General features: G+C 40.5%; 19 protein-coding genes. 17 read left to right on the top strand and 2 right to left on the bottom strand.

Annotated elements, in window-relative coordinates:
* Window positions 1-4 precede the first annotated feature (4 nt).
* The 9 genes from AC1XUO_RS01890 to AC1XUO_RS01850 all read left to right on the top strand — a co-directional run bounded on the left by AC1XUO_RS01890 (window position 5) and on the right by AC1XUO_RS01850 (window position 13,028).
* Window positions 5-2,413: an ABC transporter permease gene (locus tag AC1XUO_RS01890; protein WP_483328060.1), complete on the top strand. Its 2,409-nt coding sequence runs from the start codon at window positions 5-7 to the stop codon at window positions 2,411-2,413.
* Window positions 2,414-2,579: 166 nt separating this feature from the next.
* On the top strand, window positions 2,580-2,807 hold the full coding sequence (locus AC1XUO_RS01885; protein ID WP_483328059.1) for a DUF433 domain-containing protein: 228 nt from the start codon (window positions 2,580-2,582) through the stop codon (window positions 2,805-2,807).
* Window positions 2,804-3,169, top strand: a complete 366-nt coding sequence (locus tag AC1XUO_RS01880) for a DUF5615 family PIN-like protein (protein ID WP_483328058.1) — start codon at window positions 2,804-2,806, stop codon at window positions 3,167-3,169. Before AC1XUO_RS01885 ends, AC1XUO_RS01880 begins: the two co-directional genes overlap by 4 nt.
* A gap of 206 nt (window positions 3,170-3,375) precedes the next feature.
* A complete protein-coding gene (locus tag AC1XUO_RS01875) occupies window positions 3,376-5,757 on the top strand; it encodes an ABC transporter permease (RefSeq protein ID WP_483328057.1) in 2,382 nt (793 codons plus the stop codon).
* 11 nt (window positions 5,758-5,768) lie between these two features.
* Window positions 5,769-6,335, top strand: coding sequence for a hypothetical protein (locus tag AC1XUO_RS01870; protein WP_483328056.1), 567 nt, complete (start codon window positions 5,769-5,771; stop codon window positions 6,333-6,335).
* A gap of 12 nt (window positions 6,336-6,347) precedes the next feature.
* Window positions 6,348-8,768 (top strand): ABC transporter permease, encoded by a 2,421-nt coding sequence (locus AC1XUO_RS01865; protein WP_483328055.1) that lies wholly within the window; start codon window positions 6,348-6,350, stop codon window positions 8,766-8,768.
* 15 nt (window positions 8,769-8,783) lie between these two features.
* A complete protein-coding gene (locus AC1XUO_RS01860) occupies window positions 8,784-11,156 on the top strand; it encodes an ABC transporter permease (RefSeq protein WP_483328054.1) in 2,373 nt (790 codons plus the stop codon).
* A gap of 23 nt (window positions 11,157-11,179) precedes the next feature.
* Window positions 11,180-11,473: a hypothetical protein gene (locus tag AC1XUO_RS01855; protein WP_483328053.1), complete on the top strand. Its 294-nt coding sequence runs from the start codon at window positions 11,180-11,182 to the stop codon at window positions 11,471-11,473.
* A 346-nt stretch (window positions 11,474-11,819) separates the two neighbouring features.
* Window positions 11,820-13,028 (top strand): YncE family protein, encoded by a 1,209-nt coding sequence (locus AC1XUO_RS01850; RefSeq protein WP_483328052.1) that lies wholly within the window; start codon window positions 11,820-11,822, stop codon window positions 13,026-13,028.
* Between the two features lie 61 nt (window positions 13,029-13,089).
* On the opposite strand, the gene AC1XUO_RS01845 is transcribed toward AC1XUO_RS01850, so the two are convergent.
* On the bottom strand, window positions 13,090-14,019 hold the full coding sequence (locus tag AC1XUO_RS01845; protein ID WP_483328051.1) for a serine hydrolase: 930 nt from the start codon (window positions 14,017-14,019) through the stop codon (window positions 13,090-13,092).
* Window positions 14,020-14,272: 253 nt separating this feature from the next.
* Between AC1XUO_RS01845 and AC1XUO_RS01840 the strand changes: the two genes are divergently transcribed.
* Window positions 14,273-14,842, top strand: a complete 570-nt coding sequence (locus AC1XUO_RS01840) for an RNA polymerase sigma factor (RefSeq protein ID WP_483328050.1) — start codon at window positions 14,273-14,275, stop codon at window positions 14,840-14,842.
* A gap of 300 nt (window positions 14,843-15,142) precedes the next feature.
* Here AC1XUO_RS01840 and AC1XUO_RS01835 read toward each other — a convergent pair whose 3' ends face one another.
* Entirely contained in the window at window positions 15,143-15,490 is a 348-nt protein-coding gene (locus tag AC1XUO_RS01835; protein ID WP_483328049.1) for a hypothetical protein, read from the bottom strand.
* 661 nt (window positions 15,491-16,151) lie between these two features.
* Here AC1XUO_RS01835 and AC1XUO_RS01830 point away from each other — a divergent pair.
* The 7 genes from AC1XUO_RS01830 (at window position 16,152) to AC1XUO_RS01800 (ending at window position 26,977) form a co-directional block, all read left to right on the top strand.
* The gene (locus AC1XUO_RS01830; RefSeq protein WP_483328048.1) at window positions 16,152-18,203 is read left to right on the top strand and encodes a T9SS type A sorting domain-containing protein; all 2,052 of its coding nucleotides are present in this window, start codon (window positions 16,152-16,154) and stop codon (window positions 18,201-18,203) included.
* Between the two features lie 278 nt (window positions 18,204-18,481).
* Window positions 18,482-19,822, top strand: a complete 1,341-nt coding sequence (locus AC1XUO_RS01825; protein WP_483328654.1) for a GH1 family beta-glucosidase — start codon at window positions 18,482-18,484, stop codon at window positions 19,820-19,822.
* 85 nt (window positions 19,823-19,907) lie between these two features.
* On the top strand, window positions 19,908-20,123 hold the full coding sequence (locus tag AC1XUO_RS01820) for a Kazal-type serine protease inhibitor family protein (protein WP_483328047.1): 216 nt from the start codon (window positions 19,908-19,910) through the stop codon (window positions 20,121-20,123).
* Between the two features lie 24 nt (window positions 20,124-20,147).
* On the top strand, window positions 20,148-20,507 hold the full coding sequence (locus tag AC1XUO_RS01815) for a hypothetical protein (protein WP_483328046.1): 360 nt from the start codon (window positions 20,148-20,150) through the stop codon (window positions 20,505-20,507).
* A gap of 211 nt (window positions 20,508-20,718) precedes the next feature.
* Complete coding sequence (locus AC1XUO_RS01810) at window positions 20,719-21,756, top strand: DUF4097 family beta strand repeat-containing protein (protein ID WP_483328045.1); 1,038 nt, start codon at window positions 20,719-20,721, stop codon at window positions 21,754-21,756.
* 204 nt (window positions 21,757-21,960) lie between these two features.
* Entirely contained in the window at window positions 21,961-24,369 is a 2,409-nt protein-coding gene (locus tag AC1XUO_RS01805) for an ABC transporter permease (protein ID WP_483328044.1), read from the top strand.
* 154 nt (window positions 24,370-24,523) lie between these two features.
* Window positions 24,524-26,977, top strand: coding sequence for an ABC transporter permease (locus AC1XUO_RS01800; protein WP_483328043.1), 2,454 nt, complete (start codon window positions 24,524-24,526; stop codon window positions 26,975-26,977).
* Window positions 26,978-26,995 lie beyond the last annotated feature (18 nt).

The following is a 26,995-nucleotide window of genomic DNA, read 5'->3' as shown; positions in this document are numbered from 1 at the left end:
TGACATGATCAAGAACTACCTCAAAATCGCCTGGAGAAACCTTTGGAAACATAAGGTTTATTCACTGTTGAATATTCTCGGTCTGGCGACCGGGATAACGGCTTGTATCATCATCATGCTTTTTGTTTTTTATGAAAAAAGCTTTGATACCATGCACAGCAAGAATATTTACCGGTTGGATGAGGTTCAGAAATATGAAGGGATGGTTGCCCCGCAGAATGTGGCTTTATCCATGTACCCCATGGGGCCGACGCTTAAAAATGATTATCCGGAAATCCTGAATTATGCCCGGATAAGCACAATGGGTAAGGTTAAGTTGTGGTATAACGATAAAAGACAGATTTTGAATTCGGGCTATTATGTTGATTCTACATTTTTGCAGATGTTTGATTTTCATTTGTTACAAGGAGACAAGAATCTGGTATTACAGAAGCCGAACAGCGTTGTGCTAACCGAAGAAAATGCGCTCAAAATTTTTGGAAAGGAGGAGGCAATTGGTAAAAACGTTACGGTTTACGGTGGCGATACCACAACATTTGTGGTTACAGGTGTGCTCGCAAATGTTCCCAAAACCTCACATTTACAGTTTGATGGCTTGTTTTCTTTAAGCACTTTTGCCAAACCGGATCTGATGAATAACTGGGGAGGAAACTGGATGGTGACTTACCTCGAATTATCAAAGGATGCTAACGTGGCTGCGCTTGAAAAACGTTTCCCCGACTTCCTGAAAAGAAATATGAAAGAAGGCGGCTGGAAGTTTTATGAATTGTTTCTGCAACCGCTGAGGGAGGTTCATTCCAATTCAACCAACATCACCCACGACTATCAGAATTACCAGAAATTTGATCAGAATTACACCTATGTGTTTTCAGTTATCGCTTTCATTGTTCTACTGATTGCTTGTATCAATTTTATGAATCTTTCCACAGCGCGCTCTGCTGGAAGAGCGAAGGAGATTGGTATCAGAAAAGCAAGCGGATCCGGACGCTTTCAGCTGGGTTTGCAGTTTCTGGGCGAATCTGTTATGTTGTGTTTTTTTGCATTGCTCGTTGCTATTCCTTTCGTGTATTTATTGCTGCCTTATATTAATGAACTAAGTCAGCGGAAACTGGAATTCTCAATTTTTAGTCAGCCATCATTGTTGCTCTCTTTGCTGGGCGGCGCAATTGTTGTCGGTATCATTTCCGGGCTTTATCCTGCAGCTTATCTTTCTTCATTTAATGCCTCTACTGTTTTAAAAGGGACTATGCAGACGGCTGGGAAGAAATTATCATTCCGAAATATATTGGTTGTCGGTCAGTTTGCAGGTGCCATATTTCTGATGATCGCAACCGTTTTGACGGTCCGCCAGCTCAATTATATGCAGAAGGCGAACATTGGATTCGACCGTGAGCAGGTTGTCACGATTCCGCTAGGTATGCAGGGCAATAAAAACTATCAGGCGTTAAAGGAGGCTTTGTTGTCAAAATCCAATATCGTTGCAGTGACCGCTTCGAGGCAAAAACTGGGAAATAATATGCACCAGACCGGCGTGAGATTTCACGGAGATGGTCCGGTCCGGGAAATGGCTACATCCCAGGTGGTTGTTGACAAAGACTATCTGACCTTATATAAAATTCCTTTGGTGGCTGGTCGTAACTTTGCTAAAGAAGGTGATTCGGATAATGGGAAAGCATACATCGTGAATGAAACGATGGCCCAAGAGTTGTTGAAGGAAACGCCGGGTAAATCGCTTGATTATTTAATAGGTAAAAATTTCGGTTTTGGCGGAATGGATTCTGCTGGTGTGCTGATAGGCGTTGCCAAAGATTTTAACTTTAATTCGCTTCATCACAAAATAGAAACGCTTTGCATTTTAAATAATAATGACTGGGGATTTGGTGAAATGTCTGTGAAGGTAAACAGCAGCAAGGCTAAGGAGGCGATTGCAGATATCCAGTCAACCTGGAAAGAAATTGCGCCAAACGACGATTTTGAATATGAATTTCTGGATGATCATTTTGCAGAATTATATCGTGCGGACAACACGTTAAGCGAAATTGTAGGCATACTGGCCATGCTTGCGATCCTGATTTCCTGTTTAGGATTATTTGGTCTTGCATCCTTTTCTGTGGAGCAGCGTGTGAAAGAAATTGGTGTCCGTAAAGTGTTAGGCGCTAGTGTTGTTCAAATTGTTAACCTGATCTCTCAGGACTTTCTGCGATTGGTCATAATCGCTTTTGTCATCGCTGCTCCGTTGGCATGGTTCGGAATGAGTAAATGGCTGGAAGATTACGCATACCGGGTCGATATTTCCTGGTGGGTTTTCGCACTCGCCGGCGTTCTTGCCGTTGCTATCGCACTCATGACGGTCAGTTTCCAATCTATAAAAGCTGCTTTGAAAAATCCGGTGAAGTCGTTGCGAAGCGAGTAGGTTGTAGCGGTTGGGATCTATAGTAATATTTTATGCCTTTTCCCTGTTTAAAACTGTCAGTTACCGCTCCTGTGAAGAGTTTAAAGACTGCGGAAGCTTTTTAGTAAAATTTCATATTTTAAGTTCTTTAAAATTATTATTATTTTTGAGAAAACGCTGAGGTAAAATGGAATTAGATAGAATCACATTTGATCCTAATGTCATGGGGGGGAAGCCGTGCATCAGAGGTATGAGAGTAACTGTCGGAACAATAGTTGGTTTGGTTGCGGCGGGTAAGAGTTTCGATGAATTACTTGTTATATATCCTTATCTGGAAAAAGGAGATATTCAACAGGCACTTTCTTATGCTGCCTGGCGCTCAGAGGAAATAGAGGTTCCATTTCTTGCTGCGTGAGGATTCTGATTGATATGAATCTTTCTCCTTTCTGGACAAAGTTCTTTCTCGAAAATGATATTGAAGCAATTCACTGGTCAAATGTTGGTAAAGCAAATGATCCTGACAACATTATTTTCGAATACGCCAAAGTCAATAACTATGTTGTTTTCACAAATGACCTGGATTTTGGATCCATACTCGCTGCCACCAACGCGAATGCACCAAGTGTTTTCCAGGTTCGAAGTCAAAACCTGCTGCCTGAATATATTGGTGAAACTGTAATATCCTGCCTAATGGAGTACTTACAGTATTTAGAACAGGGGAGTTTGGTTACCTTCTATGAACAAAAATCGAAGGTTAGGATTTTACCGTTAAAATAGATTTTTTTAAAGTACGCAAATGAACAAGGTGTCCGATTTCGGACACCTTGTTTTTGTTTTAAATGAATTAATAGTTTGATTATTAGTATGTTATACTGAATGATTGAATGTGGTATAATAATTTAATATTTGCATTGGACAATTCCCGGTTATGTGAAATCACAACAGCACGCGCGTTGTCGTCAATCCTATGAAAGGCTGTAATCATGTTCAAAAACTACATTAAAATTGCTTTTCGTTCACTTTGGAAAAACCGGCTGTTTACCGGGATAAATCTTCTTGGTCTTTCTCTTGGCTTGGCAAGCGCGGTAGTCCTGATTTTATTCATCCAAAGAGGATTAACTTTCGACACATTCCATCAGGACAGCGACCAGATTTATTTTATCCAGACAGAAGATAAAGACAGCCGATATAACCAGACTGTTTATCCGATTTTAGAACAGCTGCTGAAGACTTATCCAGAAATTGAAAACGGGACACATGTTCAGGGGTGGGGGAATGCCTGGATTAACTATAAAGGCAAGGATATTCAGGGAAGTACAAAATATGTCGACAATACTTTTTTTGATATTTTTTCTTTTAAGCTTAAATATGGTAATGCCGCAACTGCGTTAAAAAACAGGCAATCCATTCTTATCAACAATGATATCGCCGTATCGCTTTTTGGTGATACGAACCCGGTCGGAAAAATTGTCTCTATAAATGATACCCTGAATTTTACTGTAACGGGAGTTTTGCAAAATTTGCCTGATAATTCTACCATCCAGTTTGAAGTATTAATGCCTATTTCAAATCTGGAATCAGACAAGAATTTTCAGCAAAACGCAGACTGGTATAACACCTTCGCAACCGTTTATATTAAACTTGGTAACGGAGCATCTGTCAGTAAGCTCGAAGAAAAATTCCCCGAATTTGTTAAAACGCATTTCGCTGAGGGCGGGAAGGCTCGAAAAATTCGTATTACTCCGATAAAAGATTTTATCCATTTTCAGAACCCCTTTTTCAAAAATATGATCTTTGGAGCAATGACCATCGCTGGTTTTATTTTGCTCATTATTAGTATTAATCTTATCAATTTAAATACAGCAATCGCTTTTACAAGGGCAAAGGAAGTCGCAGTTAGAAAAGTAACAGGTTCAAATCTACGGCAAATCTTAACCCAGTTCTGGTTTGAATCCGGGATTGTTCTGGTTTCGGCTTTAATACTTTCGATATTTTTTGCAGTTTCTTATCTAATCCCTCAGTTCAACGAGTATCGCCAGGGGCGTATGCAGCTGATGTTGAATTGGGAGCAGGATAAAGTTACGATGCTGACCCTACTGCTTATCATTGGAATTATAGCTTTTATAGCGGGTACTTATCCTGCCCTGTATCTGAATAAACTTGATATCCGAGACACGATAAAAGGAAAAATTACAAAGAACACACAGTCAAGAAGCTGGACGCGGGAGAGTTTGATTGTAATCCAGTTTATACTTACCATTATTCTTATTCTAGGTGCAGTAAGCGTTCGAATGCAAATTGGTTTCATGAGGGAAGCAAATGTCGGTTTTGATAAAGAAAATATCGTCGTCGTTCAGTCGGATTTGCAATATAAGGATGAGAATGCAGCGATAGGACAGTTTACGGGAATTCTTGATGATTTGAAACGAAATCCTCATATAAAAAGTATAGCCACTTCCGGTGTTGTTCCGACAAAATACTGGAATAATTACAACGTCTATTTTTCCGAATCTGAGCCTGATAAAGAAATTAGGCTCAAGCAGGCTGGAACAAGCTCGTCCTATACTAAAACCTACAATATCAGGATGTTGGAAGGCCGGGATTTTTCTGAGGAACTGGATGGAAACGGAGAAAACAATCCGGTCGTTATCAATGAATCTGCGATGAAAGCACTTGGTTGGAAATCAGCAGTTGGAAAGCGTCTCCGGCCAAAAAGCAATCAAAAAGTATATACCATCGTGGGCGTGATGAAGGATTTTCATTATCAGGAATTAAAAGAACGGATCGAACCGCTGATTCACTGGTATGAAGGGAAAGCAGCCTTGAACAGTTACCTGACAATTAAATTTGATGATAGCAAAAATGCGGCGACGGTACTTGCATCGCTGGAATCGAAAATGAAAAAGATCCCGGCTAAAAAGCCGTTCAAGTTTTTCTATTTATCTGATGAGGTTAGCAGGCAGTATAATGATCTGGATGGTATCTGGAAAATGGTAAATTTCGTAACCATTCTTTCTATTGTCATAGCGCTTGCCGGTATTTTTGGACTTATCACCCTGGCTGCCAATCAACGCATCAAGGAAGTTGGAATTCGTAAAGTTCTCGGTGCAAATGTTCAGGAAATCGCCATAATGTTGTCGCGCGATTTTATCGTCCTTGTTACAATTTCGATCGCGATCGGACTTCCGCTTGCTTACAGTTTTGTTAAAAGTTTTCTTCAACGTTATCAGTATCACGTCGAGTTGAAATGGTACGTGTTCGCTCTGGTTGGTTTTTTTGCACTGTTTCTCACTATACTAACTGTCGGATTCCAAAGCATCAAAGCAGCGTTGATGGATCCGGTAAAATCTTTAAAATCTGAATAACCAATTTAGTCATGAAAAAATATATATTTCTCTTTCTTGCCGTTACTAACTCTGTCGCATTCGGACAGTCAAAAACAGTTTGTCGAAATGTTACCACCGACGGGAACGCGCTTTCTATTCACATGAGCGGCAATATTGATGGTGAGGAATTCGATTTTGATCACACTTTTGATATTTCTTCCCTGGATAAAATTGCCAGGCTGGTTTTTAAGGATAAAATTTTAGATTCACTAGACGTCTTCGTTGCCGAAATACCGGAAAAACCTACGGTCCCCAAAGTTTCCAAAACAGCTAAGCCTCCTAAAGCGCCTAAATCTGAGGTGGTTGTCAACATGGAGGAAACTGCGACTTCTAATAATTCAATTAAAAATCTTTCGTCAGCTACACAAAAATCTTTTTCGAAAGAGGTTAGATATAATGCTGAATGTGGCGAATTATTTCTGCGGTATAAGTACGAAAAGGAAGGTGAAGAGTATGAATACGAGCGCACGATTAATGCCAAAAATAAATCGGAAAGTGAGCGTTTGCATATCGTTGAAGAAACAGAAAGAGAATTGGGATTGACCACAATACAATAACAGGATTTAGCCATGATACGTAATTATTTCAAAATTGCCTTTCGAAATATCTGGAAGAGCAAAGGTTATGCGGCAATCAACATTGTTGGTCTTTCCGTGGCCTTTTGTATCAGTATATTTCTGTTTATGACAGTTTATTTTCAACTGTCTTTCGATAATTTTCATGAAGATGGGGAGAGAATTTTTCAAACTTATCTGTTTTCGAACGAACCGGGAAAACCGGAACGTTCGGGATCAATGCCGATACCATTTACCCCGGCTTTAAAAGCGGAGTATCCGGAAATTGAAGCAGCAACGAGATTCATGAACGGAAGCAGTTTGATTGAATACAACGGAAAATATTTCGATAAACAGGTTCAGCTTGTTGACGCAGATTTTTTTAAGATTTTCTCTTTTCCATTATTAGAAGGCAATCGGAATTCGGCGCTGAACGGGTTGAGCGATATTGTCATTAGTAAAAATATGGCAAAGGCTGTTTTTGGTTCGGAAAATCCTGTGGGTAAACAACTTTTGCTTGGCGGAGATGAAAATAAAAAGCCTTATCTGGTAACAGGTGTTCTTGAAGATTTTCCGGACAATTCTACGCTTCGGTTTGACGCTTTTATCCGTATTGAAAATCATGGAGGTTATTACCGGGAAAAAAAACAGTGGGACGCCATGTCACATCGGGCTTTTATTAAGCTCAAACCTAACACGGATCAGCTCGTTTTTGAAAATCGGCTGAAATCTTTCGCAATTAAATATTTTGCAGATAATATCAATAAGTTGAAAAAGAAAGGTGCAGAAGCAGATAGTCGCGGCGATCTTTTTGCTATCCGGTTGCAAAAGCTTGAAAATCTTCATTTTGATAAGGATATTTCCGGTGGCAGCGGTTCGTCCGTTGCAGTTGTATATGCATTGTCAGGAATTGCGTTCTTTATTCTTCTGATTGCGAGTATTAATTTTATAAATCTTACCGTCGCCAGGTCATTTACGCGTTCCCGCGAGGTGGGTGTTCGCAAATCTCTCGGAGCGCTAAAAAATCAGCTTTTTGTTCAAATTTGGGGGGAGGCCGCGATGATCTGTTTTGGAGGTTTTGTGGTTGGGATGTTATTGGCATATCTGCTCCTGCCAAAATTTAATGCGACTTTCCAAGGCAAACTTTCGATGGAATACATTTTCCAGCCTGACAGGTTGGTCATTATCGTTACTCTTTTTTTATTGGTAACCTTAATTGCCGGGGGATATCCCGCATGGCAAATGTCAAAATTTAATGCCGTTGAAGTTCTTAAAGGGAAAATTACCCTGACGCGTCCAGGGATATTAAGGAATTCACTTATAGTAACTCAATTTACCTTATCAAGTTTATTGATCTGCTGTACGATCATAGCCATTCAGCAGGTGGATCACCTCCGTGCTCAACCGTTAGGATTTACAAAAGAGCAGGTCATTAGTATTCCGGTTGGTAATAAAGTAAATGGCCAGCAGGTTTTAAAACGCATGCGCAATTTGCTTAATGGAGATCCTAATGTCGTTTCTCTTTCCGGAAGCACTGTCAATCTGGGCGTTGGAAAAGACAGGAGCACTTCGCGTAGTGTTCTTGGATTTACTTATAAAGATCAGGAAATTTCATCGGACTGGCTGCATATCGACTACGATTATCTGAAAACGTTGGGAATTAAATTATTGGATGGCCGCGAGTTTGATCCTGCTTATCAAACAGATTCGGTCAATCGTGTGATCATCACGCAAAGCATGGCGAAAATGATCGGAGAGAAGGATCCGGTTGGGAAATTTTTCGAAACAGATACGGCAGGAGCAAAGTACCAGATTATAGGTTTGGTGCCGGATTTTAACCTTTATTCGTCCAAAAACGACAAAAAACCAGTGACCATGTATCTCTCAGATAATGAACCGATCAGTTATATTTTCGTCCGCGTTACACCGGCAAGTCTGGTTGGTGCCATGGACAAAATTTCGGGTGTCTGGAAGGAAGTGGCGCCTCAGTCGGAATTTAAGGGTACTTTTTTAGATGAAAACACAGATGCCTGGTATAAAGACGAGGAGAAATTTTCTCAAATGTTTAGTCTCGCATCAGGTATTGCGGTTTTACTTTCCTGTCTTGGTTTGTTTGCGGTTGCCTTAATGGTAATTGAGCAGCGGACAAAAGAAATTGGCGTACGCAAAGTGCTTGGCGCAAGTATTACCAACATCGTTTACACGCTCTCTCAGGATTTTGTCAAAATGGTTATTTTGTCGATCGCCATCGCAACGCCGCTGGCATGGTATGCCATGCAGAAATGGCTGGATAATTATTCCTATCGAATAGAAATAAGTGTATGGATTTTCATAATTGTTGGTCTGGCAGCAGTATTTATTGCGTTGCTGACGGTAGGTTTCCAAAGTCTAAAAGCGGCGTTAATGAACCCGGTGAAATCTTTAAAATCGGAATAAACCAGATCTCGTGCCATGTTTAAAAACTATATCAGAATCGCGCTGAGGAATCTTTGGAATCACAAAGTTTATTCCTTTATTAACATTTTCGGGCTTGCCATAGGCATGGCTGTATCGATGCTGATCCTGGTGTTTGTGGTACATGAATATAGTTTTGACAAGTTTCACGAGAAAGGCAATCGGATCTACCGGATTCTTGCCAGGATAGATATGGATGACCGGCAGATGCAAACGATCAATTTCAATGCAAAACTGGCGCCATACTTAAAGGAATCTTCACCGCAAATAGAAAACTATATAAGGTTAAAAACAGCATATAATAAGGTTACCATCAAAAATCCTGATAAACCGGAAAATCTATTTTTTGAACAGCATTTCATTTTTGCAGACGATACTTTTTTCAAGGTTTTTTCATTCAAACTGAAAGAACAAAGTGGGCGTGATTATTTGATAAAACCTTACACGATGGTCATATCCGAGCGGGCCGCATTGAAATATTTTGGAGCTGAAAATCCGATTGGAAAAACTTTATTATATGAAGGGAAACATTTGTTTGAAATTACCGGAGTCGCCTATAATCCGCCATCAAATTCTACGATAAATTTCGATTTTGTTGCTTCTGTCAATACAATACCTCAAATGGACGAGAATCAAAAATCCATGTGGGAGGAGGCCGGAGCCTTTAATATCTACCTGTTACTGAATTCTGAAAAATCGGTTTCACTGGTTGAAAAGAATATTGTAGCGGCCGGAAACAGAACGGGTGCATTTGACGAGCAGTCTGCTTATATCCTGGAGAAATTTTCAAACATACATCTTCAAAACGATTTTACGAATACGGGTAACGTACGTTTGATCAATATCTTTGCAGGTATTGCGGCGCTGATTCTTTGTCTGGCACTTTTTAATTATATGAATCTGACCACAGCGCGTTCCACCCTTAGAGCCAAAGAGGTTGGTGTTCGGAAAGTCGCAGGAGCGGGCAGGAGCAGTCTTGTTAAACAATTTTACACCGAATCAATTCTGGTTTGTTGCCTGGCTTTTTTACTGTCCTTTCTTTTAGTAGAAATGTTGCGACAGCCATTTTACGATTTACTGGATCTGAGAATCGATGCATCCTTCCTCGTTTCGCCAGTTTTTGTTTTGATACTGGCGGGTGTACTTATATTATGTGCATTTATTTCAGGAAGTTATCCCGCATTGGTTTTGTCCGGGTTTTCGCCGGTTACAGTTTTGAAAGGAAGGTTCGCGAGTCAGCAAAAAGGAGGTTCACTACGAAAATTCTTTATGGTTTTCCAGTTTTCAGTAACGATCGCGTTGATCGTTTGCAGCTTCATTGTTCAGCATCAATTAAGCTTTATGCAAAACAAAAAACTGGGGTTTAATAAAGATCAAATACTTGGAATAACGTTAGGCGGGTCAGTCGGGGGAAAATACTTTTCTTTCAAAAACGAGATAGGGGCTCTAGCAGGCGTTGAGGAAGTGGCCCTTTCCAATACCGGTTTATTCAAAGGGTATAATATGTTTTTTGAGAAAAATGTGGATACCAAAAAAGATATCAGTGTTGTTTATTCAGAAGTTGACCCCAATTTTATCAAGACTTTTGGTCTTGCATGGAAAGTAAAACCGGAAGGAGTTTCTTGGAAAAATGGACAATCGGTGATATTAAACGAAGTCGCGGTAAGTGAGCTCGGGTTAAAGGGTAATCCTGTTGGGCAGAAAGTCTTCAACCGGAATATTGCCGGCATTCTTCGAAACTTTCACTTTACAAATGTGCAGGAAAATGTCAGATCCACTGGGCTTGTTATCATTAGTGATACCACAAATCTTCTGGCAGAACCTCAGTCGTCGGCAGTTTTGTTTACCAAAATGGATACAAGAACGAACATCAAAGAAAAGATTGAATCCATAGAAAAAATTTACAAAAAATACGCTGCCGATAAGCCTTTCGAATATTATTTCCTTGATGACGCTTTTAATGAGACATTTAAAACGGAAATCAGAATGTCCCGGATGTTTACGGTTTTCACGTCTTTCGCTATTTTTATTGCCTGCATGGGTCTCTTCGGACTTGTCACATTTACGGCCGAAACACGAACCAAAGAAATCGGCATTAGAAAAGTTTTGGGCGCCAGTGTCGCCAGCGTTGTCGCTCTGATATCAAAAGATTTTTTCAAATTGGTATTCATTTCCATCGTCATAGCAACACCGGTGGCCTGGTATGCAATGGACAGTTGGTTACAGGATTTTGCATACAGGATCAATATTCCGTGGTGGGCATTTGTGTCAGCGGGAGTCTTGATTTTGATCATCACTTTTCTGACGGTCGGGTTTCAGTCGGTCAGGGCTGCGATGATGAATCCTGTTGAGTCACTTAAATCAGACTAGAAACAATTTAAACATTCAATCATATGAGCCATATAGCTATACCGATCCCAACCATTCCAGGAAGACATGAGATCGAAATCGAAGTGACGGTTAATGGATTAAAGGAACAACTTCATTATCGGGTCGAGCTGTTTTACTGGGACAATTGCTCTAATCCAGCGGGCCATCGTGCCGATTGTATCAGCGAAATGCTTGCGCACCAGGATCCTGAATGGGCAGTATATTACATCGGGGCGCCAAATGACGAGTACGTCCCAATCACTTTTGTTAAAAAAGAAAGTAGAAGATTTTTGCAGCATAACAGAGCGATTGCGTAAAGGGTTGTCATTTTTGGTCAGGAGGTTGTCAGGGGTAGTCATTTGTAGTCAGGAATTGTCATTTGTTGTCAGGGAGTGGTCGGGGGTTGTTGGTGTGGGCCACAACTTTTGACCATTTTCTTGTTTTTAATGACCTGCTTTTTTACAACTTTTAATTTTTTGCCTTGTGTTTCACACCTATGCCCAAAGGTAATTTCTGATTGACAAAACAATTTCCTGATATTTAATATTACTATTTGAAAGATAATTCCTGATCAAAATTTGAAAATTATTTTTTTTGCATCATTGTTGCATTTGTTCTCGGTTGAATTATATTTGCATCATTGTTGCATTTAAAATAATCGCTATGAAAAGGAATTTATTCAAAACGCTATTAGCCATTCTTATTATTTCTGCTTTTGCTTCCTGTGAAAAAGACGAGGAAGAGGTCGTTGATCCGGTTGAGGAAACTGAATACAAGTTTGTTCGTATTCTTGTCAATGATGAAACGACCAAAGAACTTTCGTTGGTCGATCCGGTGAAACTAACCGTTGAATCCTTTCAGGCCCAATATCCGAAAGCTGCCTTGTATCCAACGCAGGCAGGACGTTTTGGGGCTGTGGTAAGCACTGCCAACAATCTTGTCCAATTATTTGATACAGGTTTCGAAGGGCATGGAGATCATGTGGACATGAAAGGAACTCCGAAGTTTGGCGCTTTGATCGGCGATGGTAATAAGCCAACGCATTTTAAAAGTAAGGGTGACGAAATCATTACGTTCAACGACGGAGACGGAACTTTGAGTATCGCCAAAGAGGCTGATTTCCATGTCAGTGGAGCGAAAATGAAAACGGTCAATGCAGGTAATATTGCCCATCATGGGGCGATGACGAAGTTTGACAATGGTACTTATGCAATCACGGTGAAAGACGGATCAGTAGCAGGGTCTCTGCCAGAACGTGTGAAAATTATTGATGAGTCAGGAAAGACACTTTTCGAATCGACTGTACAGACCAAAGGTATTCATGGAAATGCGAGTGATGGAAAAGTTTCCCTTTTTGGATCTTCCAGCGGCATTTTGGTCGTAGAATCAACAGGAAAACAGCATTTGATTGCACATCCTGCCAGTTTCGGGACGGCGTGGTTCGGATCTGTTATTGAAGCAAAAGGTGCCGGCAAATTTATCGGATATACCGCAGCCATGGGAGCATACCTGATAGATCCAACCACGGATAAGATTACGCCTATCATCGAAAGCACGGATTTAATTCAGGCAAAAGTAGACTATGCCGGCAATAAGCTGATCGCACTTTTACACAGTGGAGAGGTAAGGGTTTATGATCTGAAAACAAATGCCGTGCTGAAAAGCGGAAACATTATTCCAGCGACCTTCAAGGATGAAACGCAAAAGCCGCAGATTGAAGCGACTTCAAAGTATTTGTATGTGACACAGCCAAAAAGTGGTGAGTTATTAAAAATAGACATCAATGACTTTGCGAGGATCGACAGAATCAAAGTCTCAGCTACTCCTTACCGCCTGACAATCCTGGGTATCGAATCCAGCGAAGCTCATTGATTTGATACGGTTAAAATAGTTTTGATCCCTGGTTGTAAATTTTATGATCAGGGATTTTGCGTTAAAACCACCAGCTTTCATAGTTTTTAACTGGCTTCCATTTGCTTTTTGGTTCAAAGTGATTCCATATTATTTCAGACACTTTTCTGATTAATAAATAACCCTCATTACTTCTTTCCCAACGCTGATCCTGCTGATTTTTTGTTGTGATGCAAAATACATAATCGCCATGCGGCGCGTGTACCATCACGACCTCAGATTTGGCCTGGTTAACAGCACCGCTTTTTGCACCGGTTTTTATGTTGGACGGGATTTGAGAAAGTGCCTCGCCATCCCAGAATTGCATTCCAAGATATCGGTACATCCGTTCACTGGCATCCGCGCTGATCGCTCTGCCTTCCCGGATCATCACCATCAGTTCCGCCATTTCCCGGGGCGTCGTTTGTCCCCATCCATAAGTTGCCTGGCCTATCTTGCGGCCTGGAGTGCGCGAATTTACACGTGTGTGTTTAAATCCATTATTTTCCATCCATTGATTAATGGCTGCTCCGCCTCCTGCCAACGCCTGGAGCCACAAACTTCCGGTATTATCGCTTAGGGAAATCATGAGATGGACCACTTTCGGCATCGGGATTTTGGTACTGTCTTTCAGTGAACCAACAATACCGTCATCGTATTTTAAGGAATCCCGATAGATTAGTGTCTGATCGAATTTTAGTTCTCCTTTATTTATTTTATCAAACAATCCGATCATAATCGGGATTTTAACCATACTCGCTGTGGGAAATATGGAATCCGGATTGACAGATGCTGTTTTATTGGTTTTTAGATTCCGGACATATATGCCAGCGGTACCTTTGAAACCAGCCATCGCCTTTTCCAGCTTGGTCGCAAGCTGGCTGTCGGTTTTTTGAGATGAGTTTGAGAAAGGCTGAGCATAAATATCTGTTTTAAGGCAAAAGAGTGTGATGATGATGAAAAGTCGCTTCATAAGATCTGGTCAGATTGTCTAGATGTTAATTTTTTAAATACCAGTAAGCTAATGAATTAAAAAATACCTTTCAACTGTGGGCAAGTTTGTACAACGTTTAGAGATGGTGGTTGTACGGTTAAATTTTACACAATTAAGTGGGAAATAATTACCCATAATTCAACACTTTTTTTTGAGGAACGTAATTTTTATGTGTGTTATACTGCAAAAAAGCTGCCTTACTTTCCACAGAAATTGTTAACAATACCAAAAGATGACAAGGAAATTTACTTATACTGAAAAAGAACTAATTTATTCTTTAAAGAGTAATAGCAAAGATGCGTTCGAGTATTTGTACGACCACTATTCGCCTGCTCTGTATGGTATTATATTGAAGATTGTCAAAGACGAAGAAAAGGCAGCCGATGTCATGCAGGATTCTTTTTTGAAGATTTGGAAGAACATCAATGCGTACAATGTTGACAAAGGCACTTTGTTTACATGGCTGTTGAATATAGCCCGGAATACGGCCATAGACCGTTTACGCCTGGATGTAAAACTTTCAAAAGGTGTAAACTGGGAGCACGTGCAGGAGGTTGATCTAACAAATGCAGTCATTTTTAATCCGATTCCCGCTACGATTGATATACGTGCTATTGTGGAAAGACTGCTGCCCGAAAAGAGTATCCTGATCGATCTGGTTTATTTTCAGGGTTATACACATGAAGAAGTTTCAGCAAAACTTATGCTTCCGCTGGGAACAGTTAAATCCCGGATTCGTAAAGCACTCACAGAATTGCGGGAGATCTTTGGTGTTAAGGATCTTGTCTTAGGCGCGGCCTGAGCACTGCTTATTACAATCTAGTTTTTAAAGCCAATAATGTAGAATTAGCTGGGTGAAATGTGAGATTTTAGTTGAGTATTACCCTCCATATCTGTAAACTTTGCCTCGTCTTCTCCAATATCAGCGGTCGGCAAATGTCTCTGGACATAGATCTTTAAAATGTATTAGTTTCTCTTTAATTATTCTGGTTATCTCCTTAGTCACGGGGAGATATCACTTCTCCTTCTCGTAAATTATCCTGAATCTGGACTTATTTTGATTTTTTAAGATCCCAATCATCATGTCGTGATGAAGTTTTTTTTACCAAAAAACTGTAAAACGAGTAAAATCAACTGCACCTGCACTAATTATTCCTGGTAGTATCCTACATACAATGACTTCTACAAGTATATGAGAATATTTGGATGATAATTTGGTTTCTTCTGCACAGTTCCAAACGTACCTATCTTGAAGTAATTTAATTTTTTTAAGAACTATCAAATTACCATTAATAAACGCTTTGTTATTGGTTTCTAAAACCAGAAGTTTTAGGCAAGCAATCTGGTGAAGACCTTTAATATCACCGCTTACGTATAGTGCTTTAAGTTTTTCGGAATCTTCCCGAATTTTTTTAGGCTTCCAAAGTAATGAAGTTTTATTCAATGGCATTATAGAAAAGGGGTTTTTGCATTATTCCGACAATTTAATTTGAGTCCGGTTGCGTCCCTGAACATTTAGATTATTCGGCCAGGTAAGCTCCAAGTTTCGCCCCATATAAAAAAATACCCTTCGAATGTATATAAATGTTTTTCTATGCCGAATCTAAACTATAACGTTTTGGGTTTCTTTAAATAGTTATATTTTATAATGTTGGCCTGGATGGGGCCGTCAGCGATGGGAATTTAGATTTCTACACTTTTGCACTGTTGTATAGCCATTTTAAGTGTATTTTGTTCGTAGATGTATTTAAATTATTGGTGTAGAACTACTTTATTATCTTAGGTAGATTTTCTTTTTTTATTTACTAAATATTGATTTAATTATATAATTGTGTTGATTTTTATATAGAAATGTTTTTACATTTGCATCTGTAATTATCTCATTTTCATCGTGAGAAAAGTTTGAAAGACGCTCGTCAGAATTTTAGAATAACATCATTGTCTGTAAGAAACCCTTTTCAAACCGAAGTTTTTCGAATAGGTTTGATCCAATGAACGAGCTAAAACATGGATGCCTTTATAGAACTTTTTTGATGGCGTAGCATGATACAATTATTATTACATTTTAATTATTTTAACTAATTCCTTATTGTTTAAAACTATACAACTACATGAAATCCTTTAAAAATTTTGCTGCCTTGTGCATGGCATTGCTATGCGCTTCGGTGAACCCTGTTTTAGCCTTCAATATTGCTAACATCGATAAGTCAACTGAAGACATTTCTTCAGTAGGCTCCATGCCCACAACTACAAGACCAAAAGCTGACTGTTCAACTTGTAATACAAATGTGCTTATCAACCCCAGTTTTGAAGATAATGATCATTTTAATGGCTGGACGAAATCTTCTGGTTGGGGTATTGACGGCACCTACGCGGTTTGCGGAGATGATGCCGCTGTTTTACAGAACAATGGTTCTATCTATCAGGACGTTCAGGTAGTTCCCAATACAGAGGTGAGCTTTTCCATATGGGGTGGATATCACAAGGCGAAATCTCAAACTTTTAAATTATCATTTCTTGATGCTGATAAGAAGGTAATCACAAGTACTATCCAGTCGAAAGTCGTAGATTGGGATGTTGATACAGCTCCATCTAATGTACCAATTTTGAAAAAATATTCTTTTACCGGAACTGCACCGGCAAATGCAGTTTTTGTACGCGCAGAGGCAACTGCTGCTGAAGGCGACTGGTTTAAAGTGGATGGAGCTTGTATGACCCTCAAAGCACCTGCAGTGGAGTGTTCTTGTGATGGAAATGTTTTGAAGAATCCTAGTTTCGAGGATGGGACCACGAGTTCATGGACTAAGTCTGGAACATGGAATGCTAACAATTTTTATGATATATGCGGAGATAAAGCACAAGTTCTAACCGGAGCGGGCAACATCTATCAGGAAGTGGCTGTTGTCCCGGGTGCATTTGTTAACTTCTCAATGTTTGGCGGATATCACAAAGAACGGGGGCAGAAATTTAAACTTTCCTTTTATAATGGAAGTACTTTGTTGGCCTCAACCAGCGTTGATGTTGACTGGGACGTGGATATTGTGCCATCTGGCCAGCCAATTCTTAAAAAATATACACTCAATGGAACTGCTCCGGCCAACACCAAGACTGTAAGAGTGGAGGCGATTTCGGCAAGTGGTGACTATTTCAAAATAGACGGAGCGTGTTTAACCGTGACTGTCCCTGTTTGCGAAACATGCAACGACAATAAATTGACTGACCCAAGTTTCGAAGCTGGAACAGGCGAATGGACGAAAACTGGCGGCACTTTTGAAACTGCTTATGAATATGTAGTTTGTGGTTCGAAATCTGGAAAAGTGACTGGTAAATCAACGCTTTCGTTAGAAAAATCAGCTGATCCGGCTGCAACTGTAACTTTCTCTATCTATGCCGGCGTGAGTGCAGTGAACGGACAAAAACTTAGACTGAGATTTTTGAATATTGATCGGGGAGAGATTTCAACCAAGGAGACTCCGGTTACAAAAATTTACTCTGCTGCGGCAGTTGGCCTTCAGAAGTTTACCGTTTCTGAAAGAGCTCCTCAAAATACCAGGTTCGTTTCAGTTGAACTTGTTTCAAATGGTGAAACGCTCATCTTTGACCTGGGATGTCTTTCCATTACAAGTGGAACGCCATTGCCTGTTACCCTTACCGAATTCGCTGTTAAAAAAGAAGGAAATTCAGCTTCTTTGGTATGGGCAACGACAATGGAAACCAATTCGAAAGAATTTGAAGTGCAGCATAGCCTAAATGGGAAACAGTGGGAAATATTAGGTGTTGTAGTTGCGCAGGGAGAAAGCAATATTATTAAATCTTATAGCTTCTCACATGCGGCTCCTGCAAACGGAAATAATTTATATCGTTTACGAATGATCGATCAGGATTTGACTTTTGCATATAGTCGTATCGTTAATGAGAATTTTGTGACGGAAGAATCTGCCGTACTTTATCCGAATCCGAGTTCAAACTTTATGAAACTAAAAACAGGAGTTGAGAAAATCGCGAGCATTCAGATCTATGACGTAAAAGGCATGAAAGTAAAGGATTTTTCTCCGAGTGGAAGCGATATTGATATCAGCAGCCTGGCTCAGGGAACTTACATCGTGACTTTTAAACAAAAAAGCGGCCTGGTTACAAAGCAAAGAATTCAGGTAGTAAGATAAGTAATAGCGTTATTAGTTTTAAATTCCTTCATCTGTTCTGTACAGGTGAAGGATTTTTTTATTACTGTAAAAAGAAATGTAGCTCCATGGGCAGATCGGATACTTCCAATATTAAATTTTTCATAAGATTACCAGATTGTTACCTTTTTGGAAATTATTCAGTTTAGTTTTACGTTGATAACTTCCTGTATGAATTGTAATTAGTGTGAGTTTTGAAAGAAGTTGATTTTGATAATTTAGATATACTGTCTGACCAGACCGCCATTTTCAATGTGAAAATGGATACAATTACGGCTAGTGATTTCGGGACAGATTTTAGGTGGGGAACGGCAACGGCGGCATTTCAAATTGAAGGCGCTGTGGATGAGGATGGGCGCGGACCGTCTATCTGGGATAATTTTACCAAACAAAAGGGCAAAATTAAAGACGGCCATCATGCCGAGATTGCATGTGATTTCTATAACCGATACGAGTGTGACCTTGAACTTGTGAAGGAGCTGGGTTTTAAAGAATTCAGGTTTTCGCTTTCCTGGTCCAGAATTTTGCCAGCCGGGACGGGTGATGTCAATCAGAAAGGAATAGACTTTTACAATCGCGTAATTGATAAGTGCCTTGATCTGGGAATTGAGCCGTGGATTACTTTATATCATTGGGATTTGCCGCAGGCTCTGGAAGATCGAGGGGGTTGGAGAAATCGTGGGATTATCGATTGGTTCTCGGAATATGTGACCATTTGTGCGACGAATTTTGGTGACAGAGTAAAAAACTGGATTGTTTTAAATGAGCCAACAGCAGTCGCAGGTCTGGGATATACCACCGGAATGCATGCTCCTGGAAAAAAAGGTATATTCAATTTTTTACCGGTTGTACATCATTTAGCTTTATGCAATGCCGAAGGCGGCCGGATAATCCGGAATCTGGTACAAAATGCATACATAGGCACTGCGCTTTCCTGTTCTCATGTACAGGCATTCACAGACAAACCTAAGGATGTACGGGCAGCGCAACGGGCGGATGCCATCATGAATCGCCTCTTTCTCGAACCGGCCTTGGGGCTTGGCTATCCGACTGACGTTTTCCCGTTTTTAAACAATATCAAAAGATTTATTAAGCCGGGTGATGAAGAAAAACTGGCTTTCGATTTTGATTTTATAGGTCTTCAAAATTATTTCAGGATCATTGTAAAACACTCCTATTTCGCACCGGTTTTATGGCTGGAAGAAATTCCTGCAAAAAAGAGAAATGTTCCTTTGACAGTTATGGGCTGGGAAGTCGCTCCGGACGGGATGTATGATATTCTTAAACAGTTCAGTAATTATTCGGGCGTCAGAGAGATTATTGTTTCGGAAAATGGAGCGGCATTTGAAGATAAATTACAAGACGGAAAGGTGATGGATGAAAGGAGAATACGTTTTTTTGAAGATTATTTGAAGAACATTCTGAAAGCAAAAAACGAGGGTGTGAAAGTTGCGGGATACCTCGCGTGGTCTCTGCTGGATAATTTTGAATGGGCAGAAGGGTATCATCCAAGATTTGGATTGGTATATGTTAACTACGAAACCCAGGAAAGAGTTGTTAAGGAATCTGGAAAATGGTTTGCGTCATTTTTTAAAAACTAGATTTTGTAATTTTTGAAAAATTAAAAGGTTGGTTTCCAACCTTTTTTCGTTTGGATGCGTCTTTTCTGAAATTAACTTTCCATTTATGAAAAAGATTATCATGTGCTTTTTCTTGCTGGCTTTTGGGAGTTGTAATGAAAAAGACGAGCTTCCGGGAGCTGACTGCGTCGGCGAAAAAAAGGATATTGCCTGTTACCAGATATATATGCCTGTTTGTGGTTGCGATGGTCAGACTTATGGGAACGATTGCCATGCTATTGCTGCCGGCGTTAAAAAATATACGGCTGGCGCCTGCAACTAGAATAAACTCTAAACTGCGAAGATTATGAAAATCGGTATCATTTTATTTGGACTATTGGCCTGGATCAGCTGTAATGATGAAAAAGTTGTTCAGAAAGAGGTAGAAATTATTGAAAGTGACGGTCAGTGGATCAATATGCTTGCAACAGATGGTTGCGCATGGCATTTTGAGATTCCATCAGGAGATTCAACGCTTTATTATTTGCCGAGTGAAAACGGACTTAAAGAGGTTGAAAAGGTGCTGGGCAAGATCGAAAGCAGTTATTCATTTACGAAAGTTCATATTCGTTACAGCCTGACAGGAAGGAAGCGTGAGGTACAATGTGGATGGGGTGCAACGAATTTTTACAATGAGATAGAAGTATACGAGATTAAGAAAAATTGAAAGTAAGGGTTATTGATAATCCAAAAAAAGTGTCCGCTGATGGGCACTTTTTTTGTTTTTAGGTTAACGTAAATATCTGTTAATGAACTATTTGATTAATTAGAATCGTTTTCCGGATAATCAGAATAGGGCAGTTTGAAAAAAAGATTTAACCTTCACGCAACTTCTGTTTATAAAAAAACATCCTGTGTCAAACGAAACTTATTAGATCATGAAAAAGACACAATTACTCCCCCTTTTATTTGCATTATTTATCGCTTTTACGTCCTGCGCGCAAAACTCAGACGAAAAACCATACGTCAGCAAGAATTTCACAGCGGCTGTTTCGAACCTTGTGGTAGAAACTTCCGGTGGATCTATTGAAGTGGCCGGGACACAGGCTAGCGGCGTGAAAGTTGAAATGTATGTGCGTCCAAACAATTGGAATGGGAAAGTAAATCTGAGCAAAGATGAAATAGAAGACAAACTGGAAGATTTCGATATTTTTATCGGTACCGAAGGAAATAGCGTAAAGGCAACGGCTCAGCGTAAAAATAAAACTGGCTGGGACAAAAACAGTGTTTCAATCTCGTTCAAAGTTTACACGCCACGCAGCATTTCCACAAATCTAAGAACAAGCGGAGGAAGTATCCGAATTTCTTCACTCACAGGAGACCAGAATTTCAGGACCAGTGGTGGAAGTCTAAAAGTTTCTGATCTGGTTGGGACGGTCAACGGACAAACTTCGGGTGGAAGCATTGATGTAGAAAAATGCAAGCAGGATATCACGCTACAAACCTCGGGCGGAAGTATCAAAGCCAGTGAATTGAACGGAAAAATTAATCTTCAGACCTCTGGCGGAAGTTTGAGTTTGAACGGTCTGGATGGGGATATTATGGCACATACAAGTGGTGGGAGTATCAAAGGCGACGGTATCAAAGGGGCGCTGGATGCCGGAACTTCGGGTGGATCGGTTCGGTTGGCGGGCCTTGCGGGAAGCGTGAAAGCGCATACCAGTGGCGGAAGCATGGAAGTTGAAATCACGCAGGTAGGTAAGTTTGTCGATCTTTCAACTTCGGCTGGAAGTCTGCGGGTTAATATGCCGATGGACAAAGGAATGGATCTTAATTTGAAAGGAAATAAGGTTACCGTAAGCCTGAAAAACTTTGACGGTCAGGTTGAAAAGGATCGGGTACAGGGAAAAATGAACGGTGGTGGAATACCTGTGAATCTGCATGCAAGCGGTGGATCTGTAAGTATCAATCAATAAAATATCTTCGTAATCCTCTTGATCGACAAGGCGTTCGTCCTTGAACAAAAGTGTTCGTTATCGGACACTTTTGTTGTTTTTTAGCTATATAATAACTTGATTATCAATAATATATTATTTTGGCATAAAATTTACCTTACCAATTTGTAAAAGCAACCTAAGGTGTTCCTGTGCAGAATTCCTTTACTCCTAAATCAGTTGGCTATGTTTAACAACTACTTCACAATTGCCTGGCGAAATCTCACGCGGAACAGCTTGTATGCATTTCTGAATGTTGCAGGTTTGTCAATCGGGCTGGCTTGTGCATTGATCGTTTTCTGGTTTATTCGCTTCCAGACTTCATTTGATCATGCTCACAAAAATATTGATCGTATTTATCAGATCACCACGGAATTTCTAACGGACGGGAAGAACTATTCCCGCGGGGTTCCGGCACCGATGTGGAAGGCGATGGAAGCCGAATTTCCGCAGTACACAGTGAGTATGTGTTTTGAAAAATACAATTCATTTCTTGCAGCTTTGGATAACAATGGGAAAGCAGTCAAAAAATTCAAACAGGAGGGGCCGTCACTGGCATTTGTCCAGCCGGAATATTTCTCAATTTTTGATGTTCAATGGCAGGTTGGTAATCCAAAAACTGCACTTTCAAAGCCAAATACCATAGTATTGAGCGAAAAAATGGCTCGAAAATATTTTGGGACCGAAAATCCTATTGGAAAAAGTATGAGGCTCGAAAACGAACTTAACCTGGAAGTGACCGGCATAATCGACAACGTTTCTGAAAATACTGATTTGCCGTATGAATTCTTTGTTTCGTTTCAAACACTTACAGCCAATCCAAAATTTGAGTACGGCGGCAGCGGATTGGATAATTGGAGCGGAGTAAATTCAAATACCTATTGTTATCTCTTATTACCGGAAAACGCAAAAGTAAAAGGTGTTGAAAAGCAAATGTCAGCACTGAACAAAAAATATCACGGTAAAGACTATCAATTTTATGCACATCCACTTATTGCTTTTTCAGAGATGCACCATTCCGAAAATTACAACGGAGCGATGCCGATGAAATGGATCTGGATTATGAGCATAATTGGGATTTTTTTGATTGTAACGGCTTGTTTTAATTTTATAAACATGGCTACGGCGCAGGCAATGCGACGTTCCAAAGAAGTCGGTGTCCGGAAAGCTGTGGGCGGTACCAGAAGCCAGGTTTTTATTCAGTTTATGACGGAAACAGCATTAATCACGTTTGCTGCACTGGTAATCGGTTTTGTGCTCGCCCTTCTCGTTGTGCCCAATATCAATAACTGGCTGGATCAGCCGGGAACTTGGCCGATAAATATCAACCTGGCCGACAGTTTGCTGTGGATTTTTCTAGTGTCGATTTTTGTCGGCGTGGTACTTTTGGCAGGATCATATCCGGGCGGGATTCTCGCAGGCTTTCGGCCGGTACTTGCGTTAAAGGGCAGCATATCCACCCGGGAGATTGGTGGGATTTCGTTGCGCCGTGGACTTATTGTACTTCAATTTGTTCTGATTCAGCTTTTAGTGATTTGTACGCTGGTTGTCAACAACCAGGTCGATTTTATGCTTTCCAAATCGGTGGGTTATGAAACAAAAGGAATCGCTGAGGTTGACATTCCTACACCGGCAAAAGTGGACCAAAACACATTTCGTCAGCGCCTGATGGAAATTCCAGGTATTTCAGACGCGTCGTTTTGTTTATTCCTTCCGACAACCAATTCAAACAATACCACCGATGTCAGGTTTGATACGCGTCAGAAAGACGAGGTGTGGGCCATCAATACTAAACTTGCAGACAATAATTATGTACAGACTTTCGGACTTCAATTTGTTGCCGGTGAAAACATTCCTAAAAGTGATACTATCCGCGGTTATTTGATTAATGAAAAAGCCGTTGAGCGGTTGGGTTTGAAAAATCCTGCTGATGCCATCGGCAAAAATCTTAGAATCGGGGATGTGACAGCGCCGGTTTATGGTGTGCTGAAAAACTGGAATAATACTTCTTTTAAAAGCGATATAAATCCAATCGCGATTTTCAGCTACAAGGATTATTATTACACCTGCGCTGTAAAATTAAACACTGCTAATCTTCACCAGACCATGAAAAGTGTAGAGAAATTATGGAATGAATACTTTCCTGATTACCTCTACGAGCAATCCTTTCTGGATGAAAACATTGCCAAAAATTATGCACTTGAAAACATGATGCTGAAACTGATCAGGATATTTTCTTTCATCGCAATTTTTATCGGCTGTCTGGGATTATACGGTTTGGTGAAATTTATGGCTTCTCAGAAAACGAAGGAAATTGGCGTTCGTAAGGTTCTTGGGGCCAGTGTTTTCAATATTATCGGACTCTTCGGAAAAGAAATTACATTATTGATCGGAGTGGCTTTTTTGATTGCTGCGCCAATTGGCTGGTATGTGATGCACGGCTGGCTGGAAGATTACGAATACCGCATTCCGATCGGTGCCGAAATTATGATTCTTGCCATCACCATTACATTTATTGTGGCAGCAATTACGGCTGGTTACGAATCAATAAAAGCAGCATTGGTAAATCCGGTCAAATCACTAAAATCTGAATAAACCCGTTCGCAGCGACCCGTCCGACGGCTTTTTCGCCGTCGGACGGGTAATAAAGAGAGTAACTCGCCGTCGGACGGGTAATCAAAGAGAAACCTAAACAAAAGCCCGAGCCCTCAATCCTTAAAATCAATTAGCCTGAAAAATCTCAAATAAAATGTTTAAAAATTATCTCAAAATAGCCTGGCGGAACCTGCTTTCGAGCAAGCTTTTTTCTGCGATTAACGTATTTGGCCTTTCCGTCGGAATGACGTGCTGCATGTTGCTTTTGCTGTATATCCTCAGCGAAACATCGTTCGATAAACATCAGGAACATGCCGATGATTTATACCTTCTGCGTAGTGAGAACGTCCAGTCCAACGGTGAAAAAATGGATAACCCAAGGGCTCCGGCGCCTTATGCACAGGCTGTAAAGGCAGAATTTCCGGAGGTAGTGCAGGTTACGCGGTTATGGCAAAACTTTCTTGAAAACAAAACCTTACTAAAAACATCCCAGCCGGGAAAACAGGAAAGGTCGTTTTATGAAACGAAAGGTATTCATGTAGATTCCACTTTTTTCGATGTTTTTACGTATAAATTTATAGAAGGCGATCCCAAAACTTCGCTGAACGATCCGCATTCAGTGGTTTTATCGGAAGAAGTTGCTCACAAATTATTTGGTGATGAGCCGGCTCTGAATAAAACGATCAGGATTGGTGGGAGATCAGGAAATAATGAAGATTTTAAAGTGACTGGCGTATACCATAATGAAGCGGCCCGTTCTCATATCGACGCCAATTATTTCGTTTCCATTCACTCAGGCTGGGTTGGTGATTATCTTAGACAGTCAGATATTGATTTTACGAACAATAATATGTTCTACACTTATCTACGACTTAAACCAGGAACCAGCGCAGAAAAATTCAGTGCAAAACTCCCTTCTTTCATCGAAAAATATGCCAGAAAAGATTTGAAAATTGCTGGTTTTGAGAAAAAGTTGTTTCTGTTGCCGGTAAAAGATATTCACCTTTTCAGCCTGATCGACCGAATTGTCGGGCCGACAACGAGTACCACTTACCTTTATGTGTTGGCATCGATCGCTTTGTTTACTTTGCTGATCGCCTGCATCAATTTTATGAATCTTGCAACGGCACGTTCCGCAAAACGCGCTGCGGAAGTCGGTATCCGTAAGGTTATGGGAGCCGGACGGGGCGGATTAATCGGTCAGTTCCTGGCGGAATCGATGGTTTTGACATTTCTGGCACTCATTCTTGCCATTGCTTCAGTAGCCATCCTGCTTCCGTTTTTTAACCAGCTATCTGACAAATCGCTGAATATTTCTGAATTGTTTAAACCAGAAATAGTGGCTGCTTTTGTTGCGCTCGCATTTGTAACCGGACTTTTGTCGGGTAGTTATCCTGCATTTTATTTATCAGTTTTTAATCCGCTGGATGTGATTAAAGGAAAATTCGTCAATTCCGTCTCCGCCACAACTCTGCGTCGCGGACTGGTCGTTTTTCAATTTGTTATTTCAATCGGTCTGGTTGTGGCGACAATGGTTATTCAGGGACAAATTAAGTTTATGAAAGATCAGCCGCTTGGTTTTGCTAAGGATCAGCAGATAGTAATTCCTCTACGCAGCGAAGAAGCCAGAAAAGCATACACTGCCTTGCGAAACGAAATTCTTCAAAACAACCAGATTTCTGCCGCTTCCGGGACATCTTACTATCCGGGAATTCTCAATCCAAGTGATATGTCGGTGTTTTTGCCCGGACAAAGCGTCAAGGATGACGGTTTGATAAAAACCAATGGCGTCGCTGCCGATTTTATGAAAACCATGGATTTCAAGCTGGCTGCGGGAAGAATGTTTTCTGCTGATTTTCCCGCAGATACCAATCTTAAAATCGTCGTGAATGAAGCCACACTTCGGAAATTTGGTATTCCATTGGATAAATCGGTTGGCCAAAAGTTGAATTTTAATATGAATGAAAATACGATCGGGTCATTGGAAATCATCGGTGTTGTCAAGGATTTTCATTTTGAAGACTTGCACAAGGTCATTCAGCCCTATGCGTTTTTCCTGAACGCAGATAATTTCAATTACATGGTTGCACATGTCAGTACCAAAGATGTGGACAACGTTTTGCCATTCATGGGAGCAAAATGGAAAGAGCTGGTTCCGGACGAGCCATTTTCTTATAGTTTTTTGAATGATGATTTTCAAAGTAATTATGCAGCCGACGCGCGAACTTCGCGGATCGTAAATTCTTTCACCATCATTTCCATTCTAATTTCTTGCCTCGGATTGTTCGGTCTGGCTGCTTTTGCTGCCCAGCAACGAATTAAGGAGATTGGCGTGCGGAAAGTTTTGGGCGCTTCTGTTACGAGTATTGTCGCCCTGCTTTCCGGCGATTTTATGAAACTGGTGCTTATTTCGTTAGTTATCGCAACGCCGCTGACCTGGTATGTGATGTCAAAATGGTTGCAGGATTTCGCTTATAGCATTACCATCGAATGGTGGATGTTCGTTCTTGCCGGTGTTCTTGCCATAGCCATCGCCCTATTGACCGTGAGTTCGCAAGCGATAAAAGCCGCGATGACTAATCCGGTAAAATCCTTGAAATCAGAATAAAAATGTGTTTTCCCCGAC

This window comes from Dyadobacter sp. HNCC25DJ186 (genome assembly GCF_056895235.1).
The sequence above is the reverse complement of the archived record's forward strand: the minus strand, read 5'-3'. Positions and strand labels throughout refer to the sequence as shown.

Bases quoted from the DNA above. Each gene is read 5' to 3' on its own strand.
- AC1XUO_RS01890 (WP_483328060.1), top strand. From the start codon at position 5: ATGATCAAGAACTACCTCAAAATCGCCTGGAGAAACCTTTGGAAACAT.
- AC1XUO_RS01885 (WP_483328059.1), top strand. From the start codon at position 2,580: ATGGAATTAGATAGAATCACATTTGATCCTAATGTCATGGGGGGGAAG.
- AC1XUO_RS01875 (WP_483328057.1), top strand. From the start codon at position 3,376: ATGTTCAAAAACTACATTAAAATTGCTTTTCGTTCACTTTGGAAAAAC.
- AC1XUO_RS01870 (WP_483328056.1), top strand. From the start codon at position 5,769: ATGAAAAAATATATATTTCTCTTTCTTGCCGTTACTAACTCTGTCGCA.
- AC1XUO_RS01865 (WP_483328055.1), top strand. From the start codon at position 6,348: ATGATACGTAATTATTTCAAAATTGCCTTTCGAAATATCTGGAAGAGC.
- AC1XUO_RS01860 (WP_483328054.1), top strand. From the start codon at position 8,784: ATGTTTAAAAACTATATCAGAATCGCGCTGAGGAATCTTTGGAATCAC.
- AC1XUO_RS01855 (WP_483328053.1), top strand. From the start codon at position 11,180: ATGAGCCATATAGCTATACCGATCCCAACCATTCCAGGAAGACATGAG.
- AC1XUO_RS01850 (WP_483328052.1), top strand. From the start codon at position 11,820: ATGAAAAGGAATTTATTCAAAACGCTATTAGCCATTCTTATTATTTCT.
- AC1XUO_RS01845 (WP_483328051.1), bottom strand. From the start codon at position 14,019: ATGAAGCGACTTTTCATCATCATCACACTCTTTTGCCTTAAAACAGAT.
- AC1XUO_RS01840 (WP_483328050.1), top strand. From the start codon at position 14,273: ATGACAAGGAAATTTACTTATACTGAAAAAGAACTAATTTATTCTTTA.
- AC1XUO_RS01835 (WP_483328049.1), bottom strand. From the start codon at position 15,490: ATGCCATTGAATAAAACTTCATTACTTTGGAAGCCTAAAAAAATTCGG.
- AC1XUO_RS01830 (WP_483328048.1), top strand. From the start codon at position 16,152: ATGAAATCCTTTAAAAATTTTGCTGCCTTGTGCATGGCATTGCTATGC.
- AC1XUO_RS01825 (WP_483328654.1), top strand. From the start codon at position 18,482: ATGGATACAATTACGGCTAGTGATTTCGGGACAGATTTTAGGTGGGGA.
- AC1XUO_RS01820 (WP_483328047.1), top strand. From the start codon at position 19,908: ATGAAAAAGATTATCATGTGCTTTTTCTTGCTGGCTTTTGGGAGTTGT.
- AC1XUO_RS01815 (WP_483328046.1), top strand. From the start codon at position 20,148: ATGAAAATCGGTATCATTTTATTTGGACTATTGGCCTGGATCAGCTGT.
- AC1XUO_RS01810 (WP_483328045.1), top strand. From the start codon at position 20,719: ATGAAAAAGACACAATTACTCCCCCTTTTATTTGCATTATTTATCGCT.
- AC1XUO_RS01805 (WP_483328044.1), top strand. From the start codon at position 21,961: ATGTTTAACAACTACTTCACAATTGCCTGGCGAAATCTCACGCGGAAC.
- AC1XUO_RS01800 (WP_483328043.1), top strand. From the start codon at position 24,524: ATGTTTAAAAATTATCTCAAAATAGCCTGGCGGAACCTGCTTTCGAGC.